The sequence below is a fragment of the Psychrobacter sp. NPDC077938 genome (genome assembly GCF_044542635.1).
Taxonomy (GTDB): domain Bacteria; phylum Pseudomonadota; class Gammaproteobacteria; order Pseudomonadales; family Moraxellaceae; genus Psychrobacter.
The window spans coordinates 255,006-281,572 of record NZ_JBITUW010000004.1 but is presented as its reverse complement, the minus strand read 5'-3'; the positions used below and the strand labels follow the sequence as shown (position 1 = coordinate 281,572).

The window sequence follows — 26,567 nt, the reverse complement described above, 5'->3', positions numbered from 1 at the left end:
GATTTTTAAGTAAAGCGATGGATTATTTAAACGCTATGTACCTACCTGCGAGCAATATTTACGAATCGCTGTTTAATATTTATTGTCACCTTCATACTGCTGATTTACCGGGTTATTCGGGAAGGCTTTATTAATACTTAGCTTTGGTTAGGTCAAAGGCATCCAACTGTACTTCAACCACACGAAGTGCCATCGTCTTCCAGTCTAGCTCCAGTCCATCGGCGAACACCACATGGTGACTGATACTGACGTACCCATGTACGATTGCCCAGATATCTAACGCTATCTGCCGACGTTGCGTCACGCTAGCATCTTCTGATAAATAAGAACCCGCCACCCGAACCAACTTTGAAAATGCGCTATCTCTTGCTGCAATGGCCTCGATTGAGGGCTGATATCCTGCATCAGATTCCCCAAAAATCAGCCTATAATGCGCTTCATATTTCTCGCCTACATTGAGATACCCTAGGCACGCCTCTAGCACTTGCTCTTTACTTGCCTTGCCTTCTGGAATGACATCCATGGCTTCACGAACGAGATTAAACCCTTCTATGTACAGCGCATCTAGTATGCCTTGCTTACCTTGGAAGTGACTGTATATGCCGATGGTGGACAGTCCTGCCCGCTTGGATATAGCGCGTACACTCAAGGCGTCTCCGCCCCCTTCTAAGAAAAGCTCAGATGCGGCGTTTAGTATTTTGGTTCTGGCATCCATTAGATTCTCACTATGTCTTGACAATTATAACAGTGTTATTCTAGTATATAACACTGTTATGCACAAACGATTATGAATTGATTGTATTGATAAAAACTCAACTTAAGAGTAAGGACGCTATGAGTATTCAACAGCTAGAAACGGATTATCTAATTATTGGTAGTGGCGCGGTGGGCATGGCTTTTGCCGATGTGCTGCTCACAGAAACAGATGCTAATATTATTATCGTTGATAAACATCATAAGCCAGGCGGTCATTGGAACGATGCCTATTCGTTTGTCACCTTACATCAGCCGTCGTCTTTTTATGGCGTTAGCTCACGTGAGCTTTGCGGCGGTATGATTGATAAAATTGGTTTAAATAAAGGCTTGTCCGAGCTGGCATCAGGCGCAGAAGTCATGGCGTACTTCGATAAAGTCATGAAGCACACGTTTTTACCAAGTGGCCGCGTAAAGTACTTCCCGATGTGTGAGTACCAAGGCGACGGCAAGTTTTCATCGTTGCTGTCTGATGCCAGCTATGAAGTTAAGGTCAATAAGAAAATCATTGATGGTACTTATTTTAAAACTTCAGTACCAGCAACCCATACCCCAAACTTTGAGATTGCTAAAGGTGTTAAGTTTGGCCCGCTAAATGATTTGCCGAGTCTAACCAAACCCCGTGATGGCTACGTCATCATTGGTGGCGGAAAAACAGGTATAGATGCGGTTTTATGGCTATTAGAGAATCAAATTGATCCAGACTATATTACATGGATTATGCCAAGAGATGCTTGGCTAATCGATCGTAAAAACACCCAACCCTCTCGTGATTTTTTCACCCATACTATTGGAGCACAGGCCACTCAGGCAGAAGCGATTGCTGAAGCTGAAAACATCGAAGACCTGTTTAATCGATTAGAAAAAGGCGGCGTATTAATGCGTATTGATCCAAATGTACGCCCGCAAATGTTCCATGGCGCTACCATTAGTAGTGAAGAGCTTAAGCAATTACGCCGTGTTAAAAACATTGTGCGTAAAGGGCGCGTGACTCGCTTAGATACTGACAAGATTTATTTTGGTGAGGACAGCATTGCCACCACTCCCAATACCATGCATATCGATTGCTCAGCACGAGCGGTACCAGTGACAGAGACGTACGATGTGTTCAAAGGTGATACTGTGGTGGTGCAAACCGTACGTACCTATCAGCCTGTGTTCAGTGCCGCATTTATCGCCCACATCGAGGCCAATTACGATGACGAAACTGTCAAAAACGAGTTATGCCAAGTGGTGCCAATCCCAAATCATGATACGGACTTTTTAGTTGGGCTTGTTAAACAAATAAAAAACCAGATGCGTTGGTCAAAAGAGCCTGCGCTACGTGAGTGGATGATTAATAATCGCTTAGATGGCTTCACCAAATTGGTACGAGCCAGCGAAGACACCCCGCCTGAAGAGCTGGCTATTCTTAAGCGTTTAAAAGAAGCAGGACCAAAAGCCGCTGCAAACATGCCCAAGCTCATGGGTGAAGTCATGCAAATTACGGCAGCGCGTCAAGCCAAAACTGCTAATGCTTAACCTGATGACCCTAAAGTAAAATAAAAAAGGAAATAACCATGCAAGAATTTCAGACTAATAAAGCAAACCTGACTCAAGCTCGCCTGCAAGAGACGCCTATCCATAATCTTGGTGATGGCGAAGTACGTGTCAAAGTTGATCGCTTTGCTTTTACTGCCAATAATATTACTTATGCAGTCATGGGTGACCAATTACGCTATTGGCAGTTTTTCCCACCAAATGGCGATGAACCTGACAAATGGGGCATTATTCCAGTCTGGGGGTTTGGCGATGTGATCGAATCAAATAGTGATACATTACCTGTCGGTGAGCGCTTATTTGGTTATTTCCCGCCCGCCAATGAATTAATCATAACACCCAAGCGAGTCACGCAGAGCAGCCTGCTAGATGGTAGTGCCCATCGTGCCGAGCTACCACCCGGTTATAATTTATATCAGCGCGTCAATCATGAACGAGGCTATGACCGCGCTCATGACGATCAGCGCATGCTGTTGTTCGTATTGCACCTAACCTCATTCTGCTTACATGACCTATTGAAGAGTAATGATTGGTTTGGTGCAGAGCAAGTAGTGATTATCAGTGCCTCTAGTAAGACCAGTACAGGTTTAGCCTATGGCCTAGCTGATGATAGAGACGCACCGCATGTTATCGGCCTCACCTCAAACCGTCATATAGATTTTGTTAAGTCAATTGACGCTTATGATAGTGTGCTTAGCTATGACACGCTAGAGCATATTGATGCAAATAAGCCGACAGTTATTGTCGATATGTCGGCCAATACTGACGTGCTCAGCCGTCTACATAGACACTTAGGCGACAACATGCGCTACACCAGCAATGTCGGTATCACGCATTGGGATGAACCGCGCCATGTAGACGGTATCATTCAAGAACGTAGCCAACAGTTTTTTGCACCCAGTCACGTACAGCAATGCATGAAAGAATGGGGCCCTGAAGAATTTAATAAACGCTCTATGCGCTATATCATGCATAGCACTGCAAAAACTAGTGCGTGGTTAAAGATTCAAGAGCTTGATGGAGTCAATGGCTTACTAGAGGTTTATAAAGATATCTGCGAAGGTAAGATAGCCGCTGATGAAGGTTTGGTAGTCGTCATGGGTGATAATGAAAAAGACTAGGCTATAAAACTGGCTATAAAATTTATCGACTATTTGTCATTAGTAAAATGAAAATAAAAAAGTAGAGAGCCTAGTCAATCAGCTCTCTGCTTTTTTTGTGCGTTATACACTGACTACAGACATACGCCCTACTCACAGTTTTTAAGTTTAAAAGCTTTTAAACTTAAACACCTTGGTTTAAATTTCGGTTTAACGTACCCACCCTTCGTCTTTTAGATAATCATGCAGCCCTTCAGCGAACTGTCTATAGCCTGCAGCATTGGCATGAATTTTATCAGACTTTAGAGCCTCATCTGACAGTACAGTTGACCAGCCATCAGAATACAGAGGTATTCCTTCAGCTTCCGCAATATCTTCATACAGTGGATTATCACTGGCCTTACCAAACAAAGCACTGGTACTGAGATGCGGCTCAGCGATTAGGACAACATCAATATTATTGGATTGTAAGGTGTCGATAGTCGCGATGATATTGGCACGAGTGGTATCAGGCGCAATGCGCTGCAACACATCATTACCACCCACACCCAGTAAGACCAAATCTGGGTTTTGCTCAGTGATCTCATTCACTCGAGTAAGCACATCTTCAGACGTATCACCATTGACCCCCGCGTTAATGACGTTCCATTTGCTTAGCTCTGCTAGCACCGTAGGATACGCTGTTTCATCATTTGCACCGTAACCATAGGTCAATGAGTCCCCAAGTGCAACCACAGTACTACCAGCGGGCAAGGCCGTCTGTGTCGGTTCGCTACCACAGCCAGTCACATTAATAGTCATTGACAACCCTATACCTGCCAGCATTAAAAACCTACTACGTAGCTTCACGTCTTCTCTCCTCCTGTTTTTATTGAGTTAAACTTATTGGAATTAGGTTCAAGTTTTTAAAAATCTATTATTTAACTCTTGTTGTATATTGCTCAGTAACCGTTGTATAGTCCATACAGGAGATAGACTACCTGTTGGGCGCAGTACAAGTGCTACTCTACTTAGCATAGACAGTGTATTCATCATAAAGTATAACTTTACCAAGGATACGTGAGGTATTTATGAATAAAACAGCATCTCAAAGTCAGTCTAAGGATGGAAACCCAGCCAAAGAAAAATCTGCAAATCAAAGTCAAAGTCAGAGTCAATCCATCAAAGTGCCCAATGACAATACTAAAAGTCCCGCGTCAACACCGACCGAAGATACCTTAACAAAAGACACTTCAGAAAAACCTGAGAAAAAACCACAAAGTTTCGATGAATTGCAGATAAGTAAGGGTAAGTATCGCCCAGTGGCACAAGCTGTTGGTCATTGGCTTGATAACATCAACATGGATGCCCTCAATTATCTAAACGAACAAGCAGAAAATATCTTTTACCGTAAAGGGGTCACCTTTACCGTCTATAGTGATGCCAAAAACATCGAGCGTATGATTCCGTTTGATATCATTCCACGCATTATTGCAGCGAGCGAATGGAAACATATAGAAGCAGGCTGTAAACAGCGTATCACTGCTCTCAATGCATTCTTACATGATATCTACCATGACCAAGCCATCATGAAGGCAGATATTGTCCCTGCCAGCTACGTCTATGCCAGTGGCTGCTATGAGCCATGGATGATGGGCATTGAGCTCGACAAGCCTATCTATTCGCACATCAGCGGTATTGATTTGATTCGAGACGAGACAGGTAAGTTTTGTGTGTTAGAGGATAACTTGCGTACCCCCTCAGGCGTCTCATATATGCTTGAGAGTCGCAATATATCAGAGACACTATTAGCTGATATATTTTCTGACACGCCTATTATGGGCATCAGTGATTATCCTAGCCGTCTCAAAGCCTGTCTTGCCAGCTCAACATCCAAATATGATCCACAAGTCGTCATTTTAACGCCAGGTCGCTTTAATAGTGCCTATTATGAGCATGCCTTCTTAGCGCATGAGATGAATGTGCCACTCGTCCATGGTTATGATTTGGTCGTTGAGGACAGCAAAGTCTATATGCAAGGCATACGCGGCAAGGTACAAGTCGATGTGATCTACCGCCGCATTGATGATCCATATATTGATCCGTTAGCCTTTAAATCTGACTCCATATTGGGTGTATCAGGGCTAATGAGTGCTTATCGTGCTGGCAATGTGGTGATTGTTAACGCCCCAGGTACGGGCGTGGCCGATGATAAAAGTTTATATCCTTTTGTACCGGATATGATTAAATTCTACTTAAATGAAGAGCCTATCCTACCTAATATCGAGACATACCAGTGCCGTAAGCCTGACGAGCTCAAATATGTGCTCGACAATCTAGACAAGCTGGTGGTAAAAGAAACGCAAGGCTCAGGCGGCTACGGGATGCTTATTGGTCCAACGTCGACCAAAAAAGAAATCGAAGAATATCGCCTGCGCTTGCTTGAAAATCCCGCCGGCTTTATTGCCCAACCGACCATCTCACTATCTACCAACCCTACTGCCGTAAGCGATGGTATCGCACCGCGTCATATTGACTTGCGTCCCTTTATCCTCAGTCATGGTGATGGCACAGTAGATATTGTACCCGGTGGTCTGACACGAGTGGCCATGGTTGAAGGCTCTTTGGTCGTCAACTCATCACAAGGCGGCGGTATCAAAGACACTTGGATTATTGATGACAGTGATTTAGACAGCCAGCAAACCGACAAGTGCTCGCCTTTATCATCAATAGGGGTCAATGCTTCAGGGCACGCGAACTACTATGATCGCGTCCAACCCTTAGAAACAGGTTACGAGAGTTTAGATGATGCGCCCATGATACTGCTACTCTCTACCGCCAGTCACTTAATATGGCTAGGCCGATATAGTGAGCGTCTGTATTACTACGACGATGTGATGAAACAACTTATCAAAGGCGATCTCAAAAAATCACAGATCAGACATCTAATTAGTCACTTAGGGTTTGCCGTTGATGGTGAAGTGTCACTGACCACCATGAAAGCACAAATGATGGCTGATTTGGAACAAAACATCATACCCAATATCGTGCAATCGATTGAGGACAATGTCCAAGAGGCCAAAGGTGTCATTGGTAAAGATACCGCTGAGTTATATAACTTGATCAAGCGTTTATCAAGTGCTGGCACGTATCGAGCGGCGACCTTGCAGCTACACGCGTGTAACGCTGCGATGAAACAAGAGAATCCGACAGTGACTTGCTTCTGGCAATTAGGGCGTCACTTTGAGCAGCTTGAGCGTGCCGTCTTGTTAGGAGAAGATTCAACAGAGGTCAGTTTTGAATTCAGACACTGGATTAATGAGTTGCCGGAGAATACGCGCTGGCGTGAACTTATCCGCTTGACCAACCAGATGATCAGGTCAAAGAAATTTAGTGATTTTGCGCTGATTAGCAAGGAGTTCAATCTCATATTGCGTCAAGGTGTATAGAAGGTGTCTAGCCAAAAACCAATAACAACGGCTCATGAGACATATGGAATAAACAGAAGATAGAAAGATGCTATAAGGAAAATGCCATGAAACTTCAAATCAGTCACCAAACCAACTATTATTACGATGAGCTGGCGCAGCGCAGTGTACAGTATATACGCATGACCCCCATGCAAATGCCGCATCAGACCATTCATAAATGGGATGTGATGCTCCCTAAAGTGGCGACCAACCAAAAGGACGGCTTTGGTAATGCATGGCTCACGCTCAGTCGTAACGAGGCACATAACAACTTACAAATGCAGGCGTCGGGTATCGTTGAGATCAATACCGAAACCGAACGTTTAGAGGATATGGATCATGTTCCCTACTTGCTATTTACCGTACAAACCCCGTTGACCAAATGCTCACAAGAGATGCGAGAATTTGCAGCGCCATATCTAAAAACCCCTACTCATGACAGCTTAAAGGCAATGGCAAATGCCCTTATTATGAAAATGCCTTTTGTCAAAGACGTCACGCATGTGGGCACGACCGCTGCTGAAGCTTTTGCGACAAGTGCCGGTGTGTGCCAAGACCATACGCATGTATTTTTAAGTATCTTGCGCGATCAACAAATTCCAGCGCGTTATGTGTCCGGTTATCTGTATGACGATACCGAAAATCACATGGCCAGTCACGCATGGGCTGAGGTTTGGCTGGATGGTTACTGGTATACTTTCGATATCTCAAATCAGGCATTTACCCCAAACTCACATGTGTATGTGGCTATTGGGCGAGACTATCTAGATACGGCGCCTGTTCGCGGCGTGCGTATGGGCGGCGGTTACGAAAATCTTTACAGTTTGGTATTAGTCAAAAAGCTATCATAGCGTTTGCTATTTTTTATTACGTTTATTCATCAAGGGTATTTTATGACTTATTGTGCTGCCATTCGTCTAAAAGACGGTATGGTCTTTGCCAGTGACACGCGCACGAATGCCGGTGTTGATCACATATCGACATTCAGAAAGTTGTATCAATACGGCGTTGAGGGCGAGCGCTTTATGGTATTACAGACAGCTGGCAGCTTAGCGACATCGCAGGCAGTGTTCAATAAACTACAAAGCGACATTGACCAGCGTGCTGAGAGTAACCTCAATACAGTAGCGACGTTGTTTGATGCCGCGCAAATGGTTGGTGAATGTATGCGTGATGTTATGAACCATGCAAAAGCAGTCGCTAACTCTACTCGCGATGGGGCCTTTACCAGCTCGTTTATGCTTGGTGGTCAAATCAAAGGACAGCCACCTGAGCTATACCTGATCTATCCTGAAGGCAATTGCATCAAAGCCACTGAAGATACACCGTTTTTTCAGTTGGGCGAAAGTAAATATGGCAAACCTATTTTGGATCGTTCTGTCAGCTATAACACGGATGTAAGACACGCGGCACGTGCGCTGATGCTGTCATTTGATTCCACGATTCACTCAAATCTATCAGTCGGCATGCCGATAGATTTTGTACTTTATGACAATGACAGCCTAGCTCTGCCCAACGGCCGACGTATTGATGAGCGTGACGAGTACTTTAATACGATTCGTCATCAATGGTCAGATGCGTTACGTCGCACGTTAGTTGAATTGCCTAAATGTCCTGATGGTTATTGGGGATAAATAGTTCCGTATAAAATCATATTTTCTGCACTAAAAAGCCCTTTGTGATAGACAAAGGGCTTTTTTATTATTAACTAATAATCAGGCAATAAAAAACCGGAGTAGCGCTGAATAAACAGCCCTACTCCGGTTTTGGTTTAAAGACCTTGAATGCCATCATAATGATGTAGCACTCAATTGTTGTGTAATCTACCTCATGACCTGGTACATGGAAGACTCACTGGACTGCACCTAGATAAAGGCCCTAGTGCATTAGCTCAATCACGATTGCGTGATTGCGCCAGCGAGCTAATGACACTAGGGCCTTTATCTAGGTATTAGCAGGACTGAAACAGTCTTCCTTGGGTAAAATGTAATGGCTTGACTCGTGGACGACGCAACGTCGCCCCTCACCATAAACGGTGAAACGCTAAATCTCACAACTGGTTAAGTTTGCCTCATAACAGTTATTATTGTCAATATATAATTGCAAATAAAATTATGCGCGACGCTATATGTCGCAGCCCATATATTTCCTTACAAAAGTCCTTGATATTTTCTGTGAAACGCGCTTTTATGGTGCTACAAAATTACGCGCACTGACAAAATAAAAATTAAGGCAAATTTCTATGAGTCTGTCATTTTCACAAATTCAGCAAGCTTGGCAAGCCCAAGATCCAAGTTTGGTCGATAAATTATGTACATTGGCAACTCAAGCTGATGCGATTCCCGAGACGCCCATTCCTGAGCATGAGCTTACTTTTGATCGGTTTTTAGATAAGATATTTAGTCATCAGTTTCGGGAGCAACACCACGAAGTACAGTTTACAGAGCGCGTGGCAATGATTGCCAAACTGGAAGCAGACGAAGGCGTTTACCCCCTCCCAGATCGCTACAAAATTCACATAATACTGACCGCACTGTGGGAAGATGGCAGCGCGTATTCTAGAACTATTTTAAAACAAGCCATTACAGCTTTGCCAGTCAGCTACGGTGTGTGGAAAGGTTTAAAGCGTATTTATAAGCAAGCTGAATTTTCTCAAGATTATGAGATTTTTGGACAAATAGCTGCCAAGATTGATTTACAGCGTTTCAATCAAACCGCCAACTCTGCGGTCAGCCTAGCGACCAAAACCTATATGAGCCTTAGAGCATGGCGTTATTTGCGCCAGCTAGGACAGCAAATGCCAATTGGCTACATTGATGCCGCCGTTTCTGTACTCGCCAGCTATGACGAAACCATGACGGCAGGCAGCCTTGAACAAACGAACAGCTGGGTGCTCAATCACATCTGCTTCCACAACAGCCTTGATTATGGTGTCAATCGATTTAGCAGTCGCTCACCTCGCAAGCTCTTTGATGCCAAAGGTCGCGCGTTCTCTGAGTCATGGCAACGAGACCCTGAACCACTTATCCAGCTATTGGCTATCGCCAAAAATGAGGCTATCAGACAGTTCGCAACCGATAGCCTAAAACACGACTTTAAGACCCAATTACGTGATGTGAGTGGTGAAACGCTACAATATTTATCTGCCGGACAAGCGCACAGTAAAGCGCGGGATGAGATGATTGTTTGGCTATTAGAAAACTCACCGCATTTTGAAAAGTCTAAATTTCAAACATTGGGCTTGCATCAAGTCGTACTGAAACTGCTCCATTCACACTATCCTGCCGCCTATCAATATGCGATTGGCTATGCCAAAAGCTACGCTCAAGACTTATCGCTCACTGAGCTGATGCTACTAGCCATGTCAGATTATGAACCTGTTAGAGCATTTGCCATTAACAATATCTTGAGTCGTGACCCTGTTGCTGATATTGGTGTCAACGGTTGGGGTCAGCTATTAGATACCGAACATCACTATCAAACCGCGAGCAAACAACTTAGCAAACACTTTACGCGACGTGACTTGACCCCTGAGTGGTTTTTTGAACGATTGACTAGCGGCAGAACACACAGCGTAAAATTTGCGATAAAAAAACTACCTGAGCTCTATAGTGCCAAAGAGCTAGGGACTGAATACTTTATTCGCATTGCCCAGCAGTTAGATATACCAGAAGTACACGACTTCTCTGCTAATAACGACAGCGACTGCATGAACTTTGCGTTGGATCAGCTCAGACATTTGGATTTGAGCCAAGTAAATGCGGCAGTATGGCAAACACTGCTATTACATCCACTGTCTCAATCGACTATTACTGATTGGTTTGATGAAGATGTACTGTCAGCGGCGACGCTTGATATGAGCTATTGGCATGCACTTGCCTATGAGCCTGACTGGCAAGTGAGTGAATATATTGAACAATTAAAATCTGCCGACACTCCTATTAAAAACTGGCAAAAGCACTTGGCCTTTGATGATTATTTAGCAGAAAACGTGCGGGACTGGCTGTCTGATGTGCGTCGGTTTGCGCCGATAGATTTAGGTTTCGACTGGCTTATGAACCTTGCGCATAGCGAACAAGCACTCTATCGTGAATTTGCGATTGAACGCATTAACAAAGGGTTCTTGCCTGCCGACTTTATCGCATATCTCGACAGCAATGAAGTCGACTCTATTGACACCGCTTCCAGTAATGGCACTGACGATAAAGACTCAAATAGCGATGTTACTGCTAAAGTAGATTTAACCGGCCAACGCTATTTATTCACAGGCAAGATGCAAAGTATGACTCGTGGCGAGGCCGAAAAAGTTGTGAAAGCGGCTAATGGTGCCATCAGTGGTGCTGTCAACGGCAAGTTAGATTACTTAGTCATCGGTGATGATGGTTCACCGTTATACGGTAATGGCCGTAAAGGTAGCAAGCAAGTTAAAGCCGAAAGCTTAATCGCCGATGGTGCGCCGCTAAAGATTATTTCCGAAACCGCTTTTTTACAGATGCTGAGTGGTCAATCGAGAGAGGTATCTGAAGACGATACTTTTGCAGGTGCCAATGCACTTTGGCATATGGCAACAGATGATGCTACTGCACCTATCAGTGAGCTTGCGATCAGCTACCTCAGTCATCATCATGAACAGATTTGCATGGCATTGACAGACAGACCAGTCGATCCCGATGCGATTATCCCTTCTTCATTCTTTGATGCAGAGCGTGTCATTCCTTTACTGCAGCACCGTAACAGCCAGCTGCGAGCATTTGGCTTATTACTGAGTGAGTATGAAATGGCGACGTGGCAACCAACGCCAGCCCTATGGCTAATGATGGCAGAATCCCCCTATACGGATATCACTCAACTGCTAAAGCGTGCGCTATTGGACAAGCCATCCGTTGCCAATCGACGTTATCACATCCAGTCAGAACAACTGAATGCTAGCATGTTGAATGCTTTGATTGAAAGCAAAGCGCGAGTCGCTCGCCAAATCGGTATCACCTTGCTACAGCGTCATGCCAATTTCCAAGATGTGCAGTCTCTATATCGATTGACCCAAAGCACAGACCGCGAAGTACGCTATGCCGCCGTGGCCATGCTATGGAAACACTACAAGGCGCGTCACGTATCGCCAAACTGGCAGCCAACCAGTAGCGATAGTAAAGATAAAGATGCTGTACGAGACAAAGACAGCCGCGCACAACCAGTCATAACAGAGCAGTCAGATAAACGTTTGGCAAGCTTGCCTGCAGAGGTCGATCAGCTACTAATGCTACTACGTCGCGGTCTATTCGAGTTACCACCTGGCCGTCTAGGTGGTTCGCAAGAGCCCAGTACTAGTGACAGCAGTAAGTATAAGCAACAACGTTACTCAGATAAGCGCTCATCATCACAGTCATATGAGGCAGCTGAGTCAGGCAATATCACGCTAAAACCCATATCTGCGAGTCGTGCCAAATTGGCGTTGATTGAGACCTTTCGTGATGTGGCATTGGCCGACAGCACCTTTGCGGCACTCATTATGCCCACATTATTCACCTTTACGCACTCGGCAGGCAAGATGGAGCGTCATGCGTGTTTGGTTGCCGTCACACGGTTATTGCATCGCTATCCTGAGCTATCTAAAAATCTGCAGCCAGTAGCATCTGCTTGATGGCTTTTGCAAACAGATATAGATAAAAGATACTTAAAAAATATGACGTCACCTCAACTGAGATAACACCATGAAAACAATAACACTCCCCTATTGGGGTCAAATTATTGGCTTAGTCAGTAAGGCCAACAGTACTCAAGCGGCAACTCAAAAGACAACCAAGCAAGATGGGCGCAGTCTTTTTATTACTCGCCAGCAGCAAGCATCCACTACGGTCTTATACGTCCTCGATCAACAAGGTGAGCAATTTAGCTTATCGACAACTGCACTGCCTTGTGCGATGCAAGCCATCACCAAAATAGATGACAGCACTATTGTTATGATTGGTGATGATGGTCATCTTTACCAAACAGATTGGCAAGCCAAGAAAGTTAAGAAGACCAGTGCCAAATCCTTGCTCAATGCCCCTGAAAATAATAACAATGATATAGGCCGTGCCGTAGCAATGGCACCACTACAAGATGCACTGGCTATTCTATATCCAAAACATATCGTGGTATGGCCTTATCAGGACAGTCAAGCCAGCAGTACTGTCATCATTGAGCCTTATTCGCCTTCTATAGCAGCATCAAGTAAAGAGTCTGTATTGACAGCGCTAGCAACGTCAAGTGATGGCTCGTGGTTAGTCGTGGCAGATAAAACAGGAGATGTTAGTAGCTATCAATGGGCATCAGATGAAGCCCAGCTCACTCTAAGTAGCCGCAAACAGCTCCACCAAGGTAAAGTAAACGCGCTGTGTTTTGAGCCAGTCGGGCAGCACTTCTTCTCAGCAGGCGCAGATAAGTGCTTATACCGTACTCATGTCCAAGGCGATCTGCACCCTGTTGATAGAGCCAAGTCTAGCCAACACAGCGAAATGATCACGGCGCTTTGTGTCTCAGACACTCGGCTATTCACTGCCGCCGATGACAAGAGCGTCAAATCATGGGCATTTGATAAAGGTCAACCAAATAGCTGTAAAGAGGATCTGACCAAGGCTCGACAGATCGTCTTATCTTCTTACGCTGAACAACCAACGCTCATCGTAGTCAGTGCCGATCAAAGCTTACGTTTTATACCTATTGACCATACTCAAAGTACGTCACAGAATAGCACGTCAAAAAATAGCAAGCTATTGCCAGTCACTTATATCATCAAAGACGGCTATCAGAGAATCAGCCAGTTACTGACAGATACGTCAAACAATAATGATGTGTCATTTAAAGAAGGATTGGCGCTGCTACAGGCGCAAGCAGACAACCAAACGTTAGAGCTGGTTAAAAAATTACTTGCTGATAGCGACACACTTACGGCCAATCAAGCATTGCAATTGGTACAGTGGGTTGCCACTACTAATCTTGATAAAACTGCACAGGTTTTAGAGCAGCAACTAAGCTCGGCGCACAGTGCAAAAGTACGTCTTGCTGCTTTTCATGCCTTGGCCGACCGTGCAAGTACGGCGAAGCGCCCGCTGCATTATTTAGAAGAAGCCTTTAAAAACCGTTACTACGAGGAAGTGGTGGCCTCTGCGTTACAAGGTTACCTAAAGGTTGCAATGAAGGATGCCACCAGCCAGCGCCGCATCTTACCTATTTTAAGAGAAGCGCTGTCACACAGTTTTGCGAATATTCGCAAGCAAGCATTGGCCTCACTTGAGACCTTATTGCCAGAGAACAGTCCGCAAGCAGATTTGATGGCATTAGACTGCAATCAGTCGGACATTGTCCAATCAGGGTTAATTCGTCTGTATCAGCGCGGCATGCTAAATCACCTTGAAGTCTCGCGTCAGTTGATGCTGCTACAGAATCATCGTAATACAGAGATTAGGCAAACGGCATTTTATGTCTCATTACTGTCTCAACCCAAGTTGATAGAGGCGTTAAAACAGCAAGGCGACACGCAAACATTGCGTACCCTGACTGATTTTGATGACTTTCGCTTACTACGCGGCACGCTACTAGATAACGCTAGTAGTACAGCGGCGAATAATAATGTTAAACAATCCGATGAGGCGATCCGTTTAACCCTATCCACGCAAGATTTTATCTCGCAAGCAGATAGTACCCAAGCATCTAAGTCTAAAAATAAGGCTAAAACGGCCAAATCCAAAAAGCCTGCTACTGAATCCATAAGTCTAAGCAATGATACGTTAGAGCCCTTATTACAAAGCTTAAGCAATAGTCACGAAGATATCAGTTTCCGAGCGGCTTATGCGCTGGCTTGCCTACAAGACAAACGGGCGTTTGGCACCCTGATTAGTCTGATGAGCCATGATGACAGTGCCATCATCCGTGCTGGTGTCGCCACCGCGCTTGGTCATTTAAATATAGAAGATGCCAAAGCAGTCCTACCGACATTACTAGACGATAAGGACGCTGGCGTGCGCCAAGTCGCCATGCAAGCCTATGGCAAATTGGCAGACAATGCATTATCTTGGGCAGCGACGGGTTTTGCTTCTAAACATCAAGATATTCACGAGCAGTCTTTAGCACTGTTTTTAAAGCATGTTGCACCAGATAGCTCAAATAGTGGTGATAGCAGTGATAAAAGCGCTCAGATGTCGTCAGAGATGACAGACATACTGCTACAGGCATTGAACAACCCTTTTACCAGTATTCGGTTAGAAGTGGTTAAAGTTCTATTAAACCGCCAATTTAAGCAGTCATCTGACACTATTTCTAAAAACGTTTCTGACAGCGCCATCGTTGACATCATTGAGCTATTGCAGCAGAGCCTCTTTGAAGATGTGCATCAAGTGGCGATAGAAGAATGGCAACGACTGTTGCTGTCGATGACATCGAAGCATAAAACAAATAAAGTTGAAGAAACTGATAGTCAAAAGACCAATCAAGCTGTCCTGACCCTATTCTTTGCAGATACGTTTGCCGCTATTCGCAAACAAGCCTTTGACATCGCACTCAAACAAAGCAAGCATTTAGGGTTTGCTGACGTAATGTTAAACGCACTTGCCAGCCCTTATGCGGATACCAAGCAACTGGCCCTTACGACAGTGCAAGCCAAAGCCAATACGACTCAGCTGACACACCTGATGCCAGCTCTAGTGGCCATGCTCGCTGATGACAGTGTTGAGCTACGTAAACAAGCTTTGACGGTCGCTTTGGCGCTGACAGACTTACAGCCTACTATTTTAGCGGATTACAGTAGCCTAGATGATAGTAGCACCGATGATCAACCGAATCATCACGAAGCATTGATTACCGCGGCCCTAAGAAGCCCTTACCCTGATATCCAGCTAACAGTCGCGCAACTACTGGCCAGCCAATCACGCCTATATGCTGACGAAGAACAGGCGCAGCGGAGTGATGAACAAGCGTATCAAGTCTTTAAGCACTACTTAGAGTTGCCTATGCCCCCTCAAGGCAAGAAAAGTGACAGCTATACCCAGTGGCACAGTCATGTAAGCCAAGCGCTGTATGGCTTGTCTAAACTGGCATACCCATCAAAGCATGATGCACTAGGTTGGTATGCTAAATATCTACACCACCCTGACGCCGATTTTAAATCACTTGCGCCAAAGATTACGCAGATAGTCTCGCTTGAGGACGTTGATCAACTGGTGAAATGGCAAAAAGATGAGCGCGCCATTATCAGTCAATCAGCCAGTTTGTGTTTGGCTATTTTGGGTGATGCTCGCGGGCAGTATTTCCTTACTCATGACATAAGAGACGAAACAGACAACCTTAGTACGCTTGTTGCACCGATGACGCCTACGCATTGGCTACAAGCGCAGCACGGTTTAGGTATTACACATGCACGGCAATTACAGCCTTTATTTGAGTCAGAGTCCTATGCAGTAGCAGCCAGACTGTTATTGATATTTAATGACTTACAGAATGGCTTGCAAGGTGGCTGGCAAGTTCCTGAAACGACCGCTACCAGCACTGGACGACCCAACCGACTGATAGAAGCCCTAAGCTTTGCCGATAATGACACGGCAGTAGTCTATGCCAATATACTCGCTCGTTACCCGAATGACGTACAACACCCTAATAACCAGCAAGCACTATCGTCAGCGTGGCAGTACCTAAGTGATTACTTGTCACGTCAATTAAACAGTGTTTTATCTTCTCACTCTGAAGTCATCACAATGATGGCAGATGCCATGCCAAACACGGTAGATAAAGGTGCTGTTAAAGGACAGTCGAATAATACGGCCTCTATCCGAGCAAGTATCCTGACAACCGTCAGTACCGAAAACTTACAACAGCTCGCCAACCTCAGTCGACATCAGCAGCCATTGGTACGCGCGCAAACCATTAGTGTCATTTGTAACTTATCTGAATTACTCGCCCATGACTACTATGACGATGAGGACGATGTTTTTGATACATTACAAAAATGGCAACGCAGTTTGCAGGCATTGTTAAGTGCGCACCCAGTTACAGCCACCGTTAATATGGCAGGCAATGCACAAACAGTCGATAGCTCTTCTACTGATAAGCAAGACAGTTCTGAGGTGCATTATCCATACCAGTCTCTTGCCTTTGGCGCTTGGATTGGCGTCATACGCGCAGGCGATGATTATTATGCGAATAGCAGCACCACAGACCAAGCCATTCGAGGGCTAATGTGGCTTGCTGCTCAATCATCGCAGCTTAACACCAATAACAACACTAATAACAATGAGGACTGGCGAGATAGTACCAGTCGCGTGTTGTTGCCACTACTGAATCACAGTAGTTTTGACACTCGTGAGTTGGCTTGGTCATGCTTGTATAAGCTAAACATGCCTGCCAAAAAGCTGGCTGACTATGCCATGAGCACGCCCTACCGTGATATGGTCAAACGCGGCTTGGATCTATTGCTAAATACCGCAAATAACAATGCCGTACAGCAGCAAAGCAAACCATCGGATACAGCTACTGTCAGTAGTAGCGCTGATCAACAACTCATTGATTTGTTAAAAACCAATAATCACACCTTAGCAGAAGAGACCTATCAGCTGTTAAAAGGCCGACTAGGCCATCTGCCAGCCAGCTTGCTTGGGCTACAGACTTATTGTCAGTCGTTACTGCCTCAGATCGTTGCTGAATGGAAACAAGTCATCGTCACGCCCTTTGCAAACAGTCAATCGCCGTCAGTGCAGCGCCAAGACAAACTGACGTTTTTGCTGCATGCTGTGAAGAGTGATGATTGGAATGCAAAATATCAAGCACTGAGTCAACTGGTTGAGTTTTATGACGTACTCTTTGCGGACAGCACACTATTTGATGACTTGTTTGATTTTGCTGAAGACGCTCAGTCCAGTAATGAGAGATATCGTAGCTGGAAATTACTTACTGAGGCACTCACGTCGTACCAATTCATCAATAAGAACACTTTAGAGGGTCATTTAAAGAGTAGCTTTAATATTGCGACTGCTGAACAGGTCGCCAATGAGGCTCACTTACGATTATTAGCCTTACTTGATGATCCACATATCAACAAACCTAAGCAGTTTATTTATTGGGATATCGCTGACCTACGTAACACGAATCTCGTGGCGCCATTACTACAGCGTTTAGAAAGTCTGTTTGAGCACACGCCGCAAAAAAATAAAGAAGAGCGTAAATATTTATTTGATACTTTGGTGAAAATCAGTGGTTACGATCAAAAAATTGAGGATTATTTGGACGAACGTGAAGACACGCGCTGGTTACAACGTCAGCACCCTAGAGACTCGCAAGTCTTGTTGTCACTGTTTACTACGCTTATGAGTCATAGTGATTATGCGCATGCCGCACAGCTATTGCCGTCACTTGCATGGGTGAAATCGGACGACAGCGATCTATCCTCACGCATTGATACCGCTTTAGCACTCGCTTACGAGCAAATGCCAGCTAAGCATACTTTTAAATTGGTCGAGGCACTGGCATATCGAGCCAAAAGGCGGCAAGGCAGCATTGCTTCATTACAAAACGCTCTACGCAATAAAGACGCCGATGTACAATTTGCCGCGGCTGAAGGACTCGCTAAATGCGGTCATGCTGATGGGGTCAATATCTTGATGGCCACTATCGATTATAACCCTGATGCTGAGTTCCGCAGCTGCAGTGTGTTAGCCATTGGCGAGCTACTAGGCAGCAATAACAATCAAAATGCTGACTCGCCTAATGCTAGCTCGCCTGCGGACAACGCTGATAAAAACTTACAGGTTCATACCTTATACAAAGCCTATGATAAGTTAATCAAACTGGCCGAGGACGACGAGCACTACTTACAAGACGTGGCCAGTGAAGCCTTAGGTCGCCTTGCACAAGGTGGTGACTTTGAGCATAGTTCGCATATTTTTGAGCTATTAAAATCGCACTTGTCAGACCCCGCAGTCCATTTCACCAATCCCGCCATTGTCCATTGGTTAAATGGACTGCGCTGGCTCAACACAACGCCTGCTTGGGAACAAATTCGCAGCTATATCCGCACTCATATCGATAAAGCCATATTTTTCCGTCCGCAAAGGCATGCGGTATGGCTACTGCAGATGAATGATAACGATGCCAATAAAGCATTAATTTTAGATATCTTAAAGCAAAACAACCTAGATCGTGCTGTGCTCATGGCGGCTTATACTGCGGCACAGAAAACCTGGGGCAGTCTCGCGTCGCAGATTTATCCTTATGATTGGGCAGCCATTCAAAGCCATAATAATGACTTTATAGAAGAGACTGAGCATTTAAGTCTAAAGCGTATCATTGATAATAGCAGCATCGATGAGCTGGCAGCATTTATCACCCAGCATGGCGCGCACTTACCATCCGACATCTTGATGGCACTGCAAAATGCCATTATGGCCAAGCAAGACATGCCAACATCGCAGCTTACCGCGTTGATTACCAGTAGTAACACACTGACACAGCATATTGGACTGTGCTATCTGACCCAATACCCGACCAACTATCTTGATAAAGAGATGGTTACGACGTTGCAGCAGCGTTTTGACACTGCAAGCGAGCAATGGCACACGCTTATCGATACCATCAACCGCAGTCCAACGACCATCAATAATAGTCAGTGGATTAGCATGGTTGAGCAAGTGGGTACCACCATCTCGCAACTGGTGTGGCTAATCATGCGTCATATAGCCATTACAACTGCCAAAGGAACTGTCGACAAAGCGGCTACTAAGCAAATCGCGGCAATGCTTGATTGGCTCAATGATGCTCGTCAACCATTGACCATCACCTCTATTCCACTGCTCTCTACGACTGTTAGCAGTTGGTGGCAGCAAGCGCTGTTAGGACTACTGGCCAGACCAGTCGCTGACGATAAGGTGTTATCAAATATAGTGCCAACATTGAGCAGCGTATCAACTACGGTTCAATCACCGCTCACTTATGACAACCGAACCTTACTATCAACGCTACTAACTCGTATTGAACAAAGCGATACATCTACCCAAAAATCCATAATAACGGTAGTAAAGAATGCGCTCAAACATAAGGGCTCGTCTACCGAGATACCAATCAATCAACAGCTGCTACAGTGGATCAGAGCAAAAGACGCTGATGCACTCTATCATTGTGCAAATAATGACAACATGGAGCTGACGGTTCGTATCCGTGCTATCGAAGCGCTTGGGCAGCTACATGATCCAAATATTGAACAGTGGCTGACGACGCTTATGGCACATGAAAACTCAGACATTCAGAAGCTTGCTTATAAAGTACTACGCCGCTGGCAACGTGCCATGATACGAGCACAGCAAAAGCGTCCGTTGGCATATAGTCAGGACAGCAGTCAAAAAAGCAATCAGGGTGAAGGAGACAGTCAATGACTATAGACAATCAATTAGACCAAGCATCAGAAACAGAGTCAGAAGTAGCAAACACTGATGGCCTGATGATGCAATTGGACTACGCCGCACCCAGCCAAATCAGTCAAGTTAACGAATCGTCAGACTCACTATCGGAGGCGCAAACAAGCGAACACACTCAGCATGTGGCACTATTTGCTCAGCTGAATCGATCGGAGGTTAACTTCCACGGTAAGGTCAAGTCTCCCCTTGTCTTTCGTGACAGTTTGCTAGCCTTATTTGATGTGGTCAGCAGCGATTACCGTTATGTGCCAAAAGACCGCTCAGCGTACACGGTATTTATGCAGATGCGCCGTGCCAGCAGCAATAAGAACCTATTTACTGCGCAGCGTGATTATTTCACGTGGCTATTCGATAACGACCCATTAGCTTTTTGTATTTTGGACCCGATTATTCAGGTGCATGAGCAAGGTGTTAGCTTTGAGGTATTTAGCCGTGATGAAGGCTGCTATGCTCAATTGACCTTGACCAATGAGATTTTTGAGCAAAGTACCAAACCTACCCTTGGTACGACAAGCATTGATTATAGTGCGGCCTTGTTTAACGGTATTGAGAAAATACGCGATCATCAACAAACGATATTAGACATTGGTCATGAAGCGGTCGGTTTACAGTTGCTCGAAGCCAAACCAGAGACAGCTGAAGCAGATACTGATAGTACAGTAACTACGCCCACCGTAAAAAAACAAATCATAGAAAAACGTATCAATGTACCCAAAAGCTGGATCAGAGCACTGCTGCAAGTACAGTCTGCAGGTCAATTGCCACAAGACACCATCCATCTCGATCCAATCGCACTGTATAACGTGCTGTTTAAGCTGCGTATGCATGCTGACGTCAAAGGCAAACGCCGCGGATTGCTGATTGAGCTTAGACCTCAGCAGCTGCCAGTGATTATATTGGAGCCGTTTGACATCACTGTCACAAGCCAAGTCAGCCAACAGCAAAAGCCTTATCAGGGTCAACAAGCAAAGCTCATTCGCTTATGGGGTCGCCGTCGTCTCAGCCTATTAAAACGCCTGTTGCCGCATGCTGATAGTGTTTCCGTCTCTTTATTGGGTCAAGGCATGCCAAGCTATTGGACCGTGACGGGCAAAGGATTTCACTTCACCTTTGCCATGACAGGCTTTAGCCAAGCCAATTGGTCACAGTCATTAAACTTTGACTTGTTACTACCCAAGCGCCCATTGCGTAATACATTAGCTGCCAGTGAAGGCTTATCAGACAGTAGTAACGCAACTTTAAATGACAGCAATAATGATAGTAACGCTAAGCATAATGGTTTGTCTGTATTAATTAAAACACTGGAAAATACCCCTAGTACTTTGAAAGGTTTGGTAAAGTCGCTATCAGCAAATGCTTCATTAACGTCTGTGCCTGTTTCTCACTCACAAGTACAGCAATGGTTACTGTCAGGTACTCAGCAAGGCTTAATTCGCTATGAGATGGCGACGCAGCTGTATCACTACAGACCTTTGAGCCAAGTGCCGCTCGATATGGCACAGTTCGCTTATCACAATGAGGCAGAAAAGCAGGCTTTTGATTTGATTAGCCGTACGGATGCCGTGCAGAAATTCTCTGTTGAGACAGTCGCTGTCAAAGGTATTACCATTCGTGCAGATATTCATGTCGAAGAAGACAGACGTACTTACCACAGTCAGCTGCAATTGGGCGACGAAGGACTGGTGACCAAAGCAGAATGCAGCTGTCCGCAGTACTTGCAGCATCGTCTCACTCATGGTGTGTGCGCGCATCTTATCGCGCTGCGTCTTAGGTACAATCAATACGACCCGAATAACACAAGTAATGACAGCTGGCATGACACTCGTGTCTTGAGTAAACGCGTACCGAGTAAGCGCTTACATCAACCTAAGAATAAACAAGAAAGCGTACAAGTAGCAGGCTATAACTCGTTAATGACATTATCTTCTGCACCAACACTTGATTTGACGGCCTTAGCACAACCAGCCGCCCAGTCACATGCAACTGCGACTGCAAGCGATAAGACACAAGAGACCGCTATTGCTTATGTTTACATCACCATTGCCCATAAGAAGATCACCATTGAACAAACAATAGGTGACAAGGATACGCGCCAGCAGCTGGTGTTCAATCAGCCTGCTCAAGCCAAAGCCGCATTTTTACAACATATTGCCAGATTTGAAGCCAAAGGCTTTATCGAAAACCAAGGGATGTAATGTATGACAACACACATAGCCAACAATAACGATTACATCAGCCCTGAGCCAATACTCACTCCTTTTGTGCGTCAGTGGCAGCAACTATGGCAAGATATTGAGCAGGCGGGCGGACGTTACCAATATGTTCAGCAGCAGCTAGTCAGTCAAGGCTTTATGGTCGATCGTCAACCTGTCGACAATATGAGCCCAAAAGAACGGGATCGCTATAAAAAATCCTTAAAAAAGGAAGCAGCTGAAGAAAGAAGTCTCAAAAAAGCTGCTTGGCAAGCATACAAAGCGCATCACATGGTTTATCTTGGCCGCCATGTATATTGGACGGACGATACCAGTACCGATAAATGGGATATCAAAGACGCGGCCAATCGGCTGATTGAAAACAAACTGCCACTGCTGCGTAAACATAATGAGTTAGCAGAAGCGGTTAACCTTAGCATCCCGCAGTTAAAAGGATTGTGCTATCAAAGAGAGGTTGCCACCAATCTGTCTTATTCGCATTTTACTATTGCCAAGCGCAATGGGACAGCACGTCAAATATGGTCGCCGAGACCACGTTTGAAGTTTGTACAACGCTGGATTTTGCATAATATTTTGAATAACTTAACGACGCATGGTGCCGCCCATGGCTTTGTACGCGGAAAATCCATCGTGACCAACGCGGCAGTACATAGCAATAGTGAGCTGCTTATTAAGCTAGATGTCAAAGATTTCTTTCCTAGCGTGAGCTGGCGCCGTGTCAAAGGGGTCTTTCGTCATGCTGGCTACCCAGAACAAATTGCGACATTACTGGCATTACTCTGTACAGAGTCGCCCAGACAGGTGGTGCAGCAAGATGGTGTTACCTATTATGTGGCGTTGGGCGATAGAGCTTTGCCGCAAGGTGCGCCTACCAGTCCGGCATTAACGAACATCGTTTGCCTAAATCTGGACCGCCGCTTGACAGGATTGGCAGAAAAGTTGGGCCTACGTTATAGTCGTTATGCCGATGATTTAACGTTTAGTTTGCCAGTATCCAGTCAGAAATCTACCTCTGCAAAGAGCGATTCAGACACTAAGCACAACAAGCTGATCGGGCAACTGCTCGGTTCAGTCCATAAGATATTACGTGAAGAAGGTTTTGCGTTGAATAATGATAAAACGCGCGTGATTCGTAAAGACAATCAGCATAACGTTACTGGCATGGTGGTCAATGGTAGCGGCGTGCCAAGGGTATCTCGTCAGATTAAGCGCATGTTACGAGCAGCCATTCATAACTTAGAGTCAGGCGGCACATTACGCGCTGATGAGACTTTAAATACGTTGTCAGGATATGCCGCTTGGATAGCCTCGGCAGAGCCAGAGCTAGGACACAGTTATCTAGCTAGAATTGAACGTTTACAAGTGCAGCAAGAGACACCTGCATAGATATTTATCTATATTTATAAAAAAACGAGTATTAGAAAAATTCTATTTCTAATACTCGTTTTTACATCAGTAACATGTACTGATGTAAATATAGCGCCATTACACCAATAAAAACGCTGCAGTACGACTGTCTTTTGATTGGGCAACGTCATATGGCGTACCTTGAGCGACGATTACCCCGCCCTCATCCCCTGCTCCTGGCCCAATATCTATAATCCAGTCACTATTGCTCGCCACTTGCATGTCATGTTCAACCATGATGACAGTATTGCCCGCATCGACGAGACCATTTAACTGCGTCATGAGCATAGACACGTCAGCAGGATGTAGGCCGGTGGTTGGCTCATCTAATATGTATAACGTGTCGCCTCGCTGCGTGCGTTGCAGCTCAGTGGCAAGTTTAATGCGCTGTGCTTCGCCGCCCGATAATTCGGTAGCTGGCTGGCCCAGACGTAAGTAGCCAAGTCCAACTTGTAGCAACGCCTCTAATGCACGCAAAATAGGCGCCTCATCAGCAAAAAACTCATGTGCCGCTTCAACCGTTAAGTTTAATACTTCAGCGATGTTTTTGTCTCGATAAGTGATTGCCAGCGTTTCCTCGTCATAGCGTTGACCATGACAAACCTGACAAGGTGCATAGACGCTTGGTAAAAACAACAGCTCAACACTAACAAACCCTAAGCCTTCGCAATTTGGGCAGCGGCCTTTGGTCGTGTTAAATGAGAACCTGCCAGCATTATAGCCATGAGATTTGGCTTGCTTAGTCGCCGCAAAAATCTTACGCACATCATCAAACAAGCCAGTATAGGTTGCCAAATTAGAGCGCGGTGTACGTCCAATTGCTTTTTGATTGATATTAATAAGACGTCGGACATGCTCCATACCAGCGACAATTTCACCGCTGGTTACCGACTCAAGCTCCTGCTCAAGTAAGTCCGCCTCACCGACAGGCGCTTCTGTAGCTGTTTTTTGACCCAATGCTTCATTAATAAGCTCTACCAACGCTTGACTGACGAGACTTGATTTTCCCGAGCCCGAGACCCCTGTGACGCTGGTCATCACCCCAAGCGGAAACTCAACATCTAATCCTGTAATATTATTTCGCTCAATGTTGGCAAGCTTAAGCCAGGCTGCCGGCTGCCTTGTATTAGATTTTGACTGTGCGTTAGACGTCGCATTGGCAAATAGATATTGACCAGTATGCGACTGTTCAATCTCACGAAGTCCATCTACAGGGCCACTATAGACAATCTCGCCGCCATGCGTGCCTGCCTTTGGCCCGACATCGACTACCCAATCAGCATGTTTGATGACACTCACGTCATGCTCAACGACAAACACAGAATTACCAGCGGCGATTAGCTCATCCAGTGCACCTAGTAGTGCCTGAGTATCAGCAGGGTGCAGACCTGCTGATGGCTCATCAAGGACATAGACTACGCCAAATAGCTGCGAGCGAATTTGAGTGGCTAATCGTAATCGTTGTAGTTCACCAGGAGAGAGTGTCGGTGTGGTACGCTCAAGTGAGAGATAGCCTAACCCTAATCTTGTCAGCGCTTCAACACGAGAGAGAATATCACTGGCGATACGCTGGGCAACGATGGCTTTTTCACGGTTTGGTGTGTTATCGGCTACCTTGGTACGAGCGGTTGTTTCTAATTTTTCTGCCATTTCAGTCAGTGTTAACTGTGACAGTTCACCGATATCCAATCCTGCAAACTTAACCGATAGCGATTCTTTCTTTAGTTTTTTACCATGACATTCTGGGCACTCAGATATCTGCATAAACTGCGAGACGCGTTTTTTAGTACGCGGGCTCTGAGTGGTAGCAAAAGAGTGCAAAATGAAGTTTTTAGCACTGGTAAAAGTACCCATGTAGTTTGGTTTTTCGCCTTTTTCTATCGCATCACGCGTTTGCTCAATGTTGTATTCAGGATAGACAGGCACTGTTGGCGTATCATCCGTAAACAAAATCCAATCACGCGTTTTTTTCGGCAATGTATGCCATGGTTTATCAATATCATAGCCCAATGTAGTCAATATACGGCTGAGGTTTTGACCTTGCCATGCTGGTGGCCATGCTGCAATCGCACGCTCACGGATGGTCTTGGTATTGTCTGGTACCAGCAGCTCTTCAGTGACCTCAAATATGCGGCCGATACCTGAACAAGTCGGACAAGCGCCATCTGGGGTGTTGGGGGAGAATGCGTCAGCGTATAGAATCTCTTGATCAGCGGGATACTCTCCTGCGCGTGAGTACAACATACGCAGACCGTTGGATATCGTCGTCACGCTACCCACGGACGAGCGCACTGAAGGCGTACCTCGCTTCTGCTGCAAGGCGACTGCTGGTGGTAACCCTTCTATAGAATCAACATCTGGCTCATCAACTTGATCAATGAGTCGTCTCGCATAAGGCGATACAGAATCAAGATAGCGGCGTTGTGACTCGGCAAACAACGTACCAAATGCCAATGAGGACTTCCCTGAGCCTGAGATACCGGTAAAGACCACTAATGCATTGCGAGGTAAATCAACATCAACGTTCTTTAAGTTATGTACACGTGCGCCTCTGACCTGAATATTGTCTTGATCAGGGTTATAAAGGGCATTTCTCACTGTGTTTGTTTTACTTGTTTTTTCTTCTAGTTTTTTTGAGTTTGCCATAGCGTTATTGTTCCTATGAATCGTTGT

Annotated in this window: 11 protein-coding genes and 1 pseudogene; 9 read left to right on the top strand and 3 right to left on the bottom strand. The window is 45.3% G+C overall.

Going from position 1 to position 26,567, the window contains the following annotated elements; all coding sequences use genetic code 11:
- Nucleotides 1-130: 130 nt before the first annotated feature.
- Nucleotides 131-715 carry a TetR/AcrR family transcriptional regulator gene (locus ACIGBM_RS09010; RefSeq protein ID WP_397477499.1) on the bottom strand — a complete coding sequence of 195 codons (585 nt, stop codon included), beginning with the start codon at nucleotides 713-715 and terminating at the stop codon, nucleotides 131-133.
- Between the two features lie 119 nt (nucleotides 716-834).
- On the opposite strand from ACIGBM_RS09010, the gene ACIGBM_RS09005 reads away from it, so the two are divergent.
- On the top strand, nucleotides 835-2,274 hold the full coding sequence (locus ACIGBM_RS09005; protein WP_397477498.1) for an NAD(P)-binding protein: 1,440 nt from the start codon (nucleotides 835-837) through the stop codon (nucleotides 2,272-2,274).
- Nucleotides 2,275-2,312: 38 nt separating this feature from the next.
- Nucleotides 2,313-3,413, top strand: coding sequence for a DUF2855 family protein (locus tag ACIGBM_RS09000; protein ID WP_397477497.1), 1,101 nt, complete (start codon nucleotides 2,313-2,315; stop codon nucleotides 3,411-3,413).
- 189 nt (nucleotides 3,414-3,602) lie between these two features.
- On the opposite strand, the gene ACIGBM_RS08995 is transcribed toward ACIGBM_RS09000, so the two are convergent.
- Nucleotides 3,603-4,193 (bottom strand): GDSL-type esterase/lipase family protein, encoded by a 591-nt coding sequence (locus tag ACIGBM_RS08995; RefSeq protein ID WP_397477496.1) that lies wholly within the window; start codon nucleotides 4,191-4,193, stop codon nucleotides 3,603-3,605.
- Between the two features lie 269 nt (nucleotides 4,194-4,462).
- On the opposite strand from ACIGBM_RS08995, the pseudogene ACIGBM_RS08990 reads away from it, so the two are divergent.
- The 7 genes and pseudogenes from ACIGBM_RS08990 to ACIGBM_RS08960 all read left to right on the top strand — a co-directional run.
- Nucleotides 4,463-6,052, top strand: a pseudogene (locus ACIGBM_RS08990) (circularly permuted type 2 ATP-grasp protein); the annotation flags it as partial.
- A gap of 854 nt (nucleotides 6,053-6,906) precedes the next feature.
- On the top strand, nucleotides 6,907-7,692 hold the full coding sequence (locus tag ACIGBM_RS08985) for a transglutaminase family protein (protein ID WP_201579743.1): 786 nt from the start codon (nucleotides 6,907-6,909) through the stop codon (nucleotides 7,690-7,692).
- A gap of 42 nt (nucleotides 7,693-7,734) precedes the next feature.
- Nucleotides 7,735-8,475, top strand: coding sequence for a peptidase (locus ACIGBM_RS08980; RefSeq protein WP_160021730.1), 741 nt, complete (start codon nucleotides 7,735-7,737; stop codon nucleotides 8,473-8,475).
- Nucleotides 8,476-9,083: 608 nt separating this feature from the next.
- Nucleotides 9,084-12,479 carry a BRCT domain-containing protein gene (locus tag ACIGBM_RS08975; protein ID WP_397477495.1) on the top strand — a complete coding sequence of 1,132 codons (3,396 nt, stop codon included), beginning with the start codon at nucleotides 9,084-9,086 and terminating at the stop codon, nucleotides 12,477-12,479.
- A gap of 70 nt (nucleotides 12,480-12,549) precedes the next feature.
- Nucleotides 12,550-20,232 carry a HEAT repeat domain-containing protein gene (locus tag ACIGBM_RS08970; RefSeq protein WP_397477494.1) on the top strand — a complete coding sequence of 2,561 codons (7,683 nt, stop codon included), beginning with the start codon at nucleotides 12,550-12,552 and terminating at the stop codon, nucleotides 20,230-20,232.
- Nucleotides 20,229-22,469 (top strand): hypothetical protein, encoded by a 2,241-nt coding sequence (locus tag ACIGBM_RS08965; protein WP_397477493.1) that lies wholly within the window; start codon nucleotides 20,229-20,231, stop codon nucleotides 22,467-22,469. Before ACIGBM_RS08970 ends, ACIGBM_RS08965 begins: the two co-directional genes overlap by 4 nt.
- A 3-nt stretch (nucleotides 22,470-22,472) precedes the next feature.
- On the top strand, nucleotides 22,473-23,873 hold the full coding sequence (locus ACIGBM_RS08960) for a reverse transcriptase family protein (RefSeq protein WP_397477492.1): 1,401 nt from the start codon (nucleotides 22,473-22,475) through the stop codon (nucleotides 23,871-23,873).
- A 99-nt stretch (nucleotides 23,874-23,972) separates the two neighbouring features.
- Here ACIGBM_RS08960 and uvrA read toward each other — a convergent pair whose 3' ends face one another.
- The gene (uvrA, locus tag ACIGBM_RS08955; protein WP_397477491.1) at nucleotides 23,973-26,540 is read right to left on the bottom strand and encodes an excinuclease ABC subunit UvrA; all 2,568 of its coding nucleotides are present in this window, start codon (nucleotides 26,538-26,540) and stop codon (nucleotides 23,973-23,975) included.
- Between the last annotated feature and the right edge of the window lie 27 nt (nucleotides 26,541-26,567).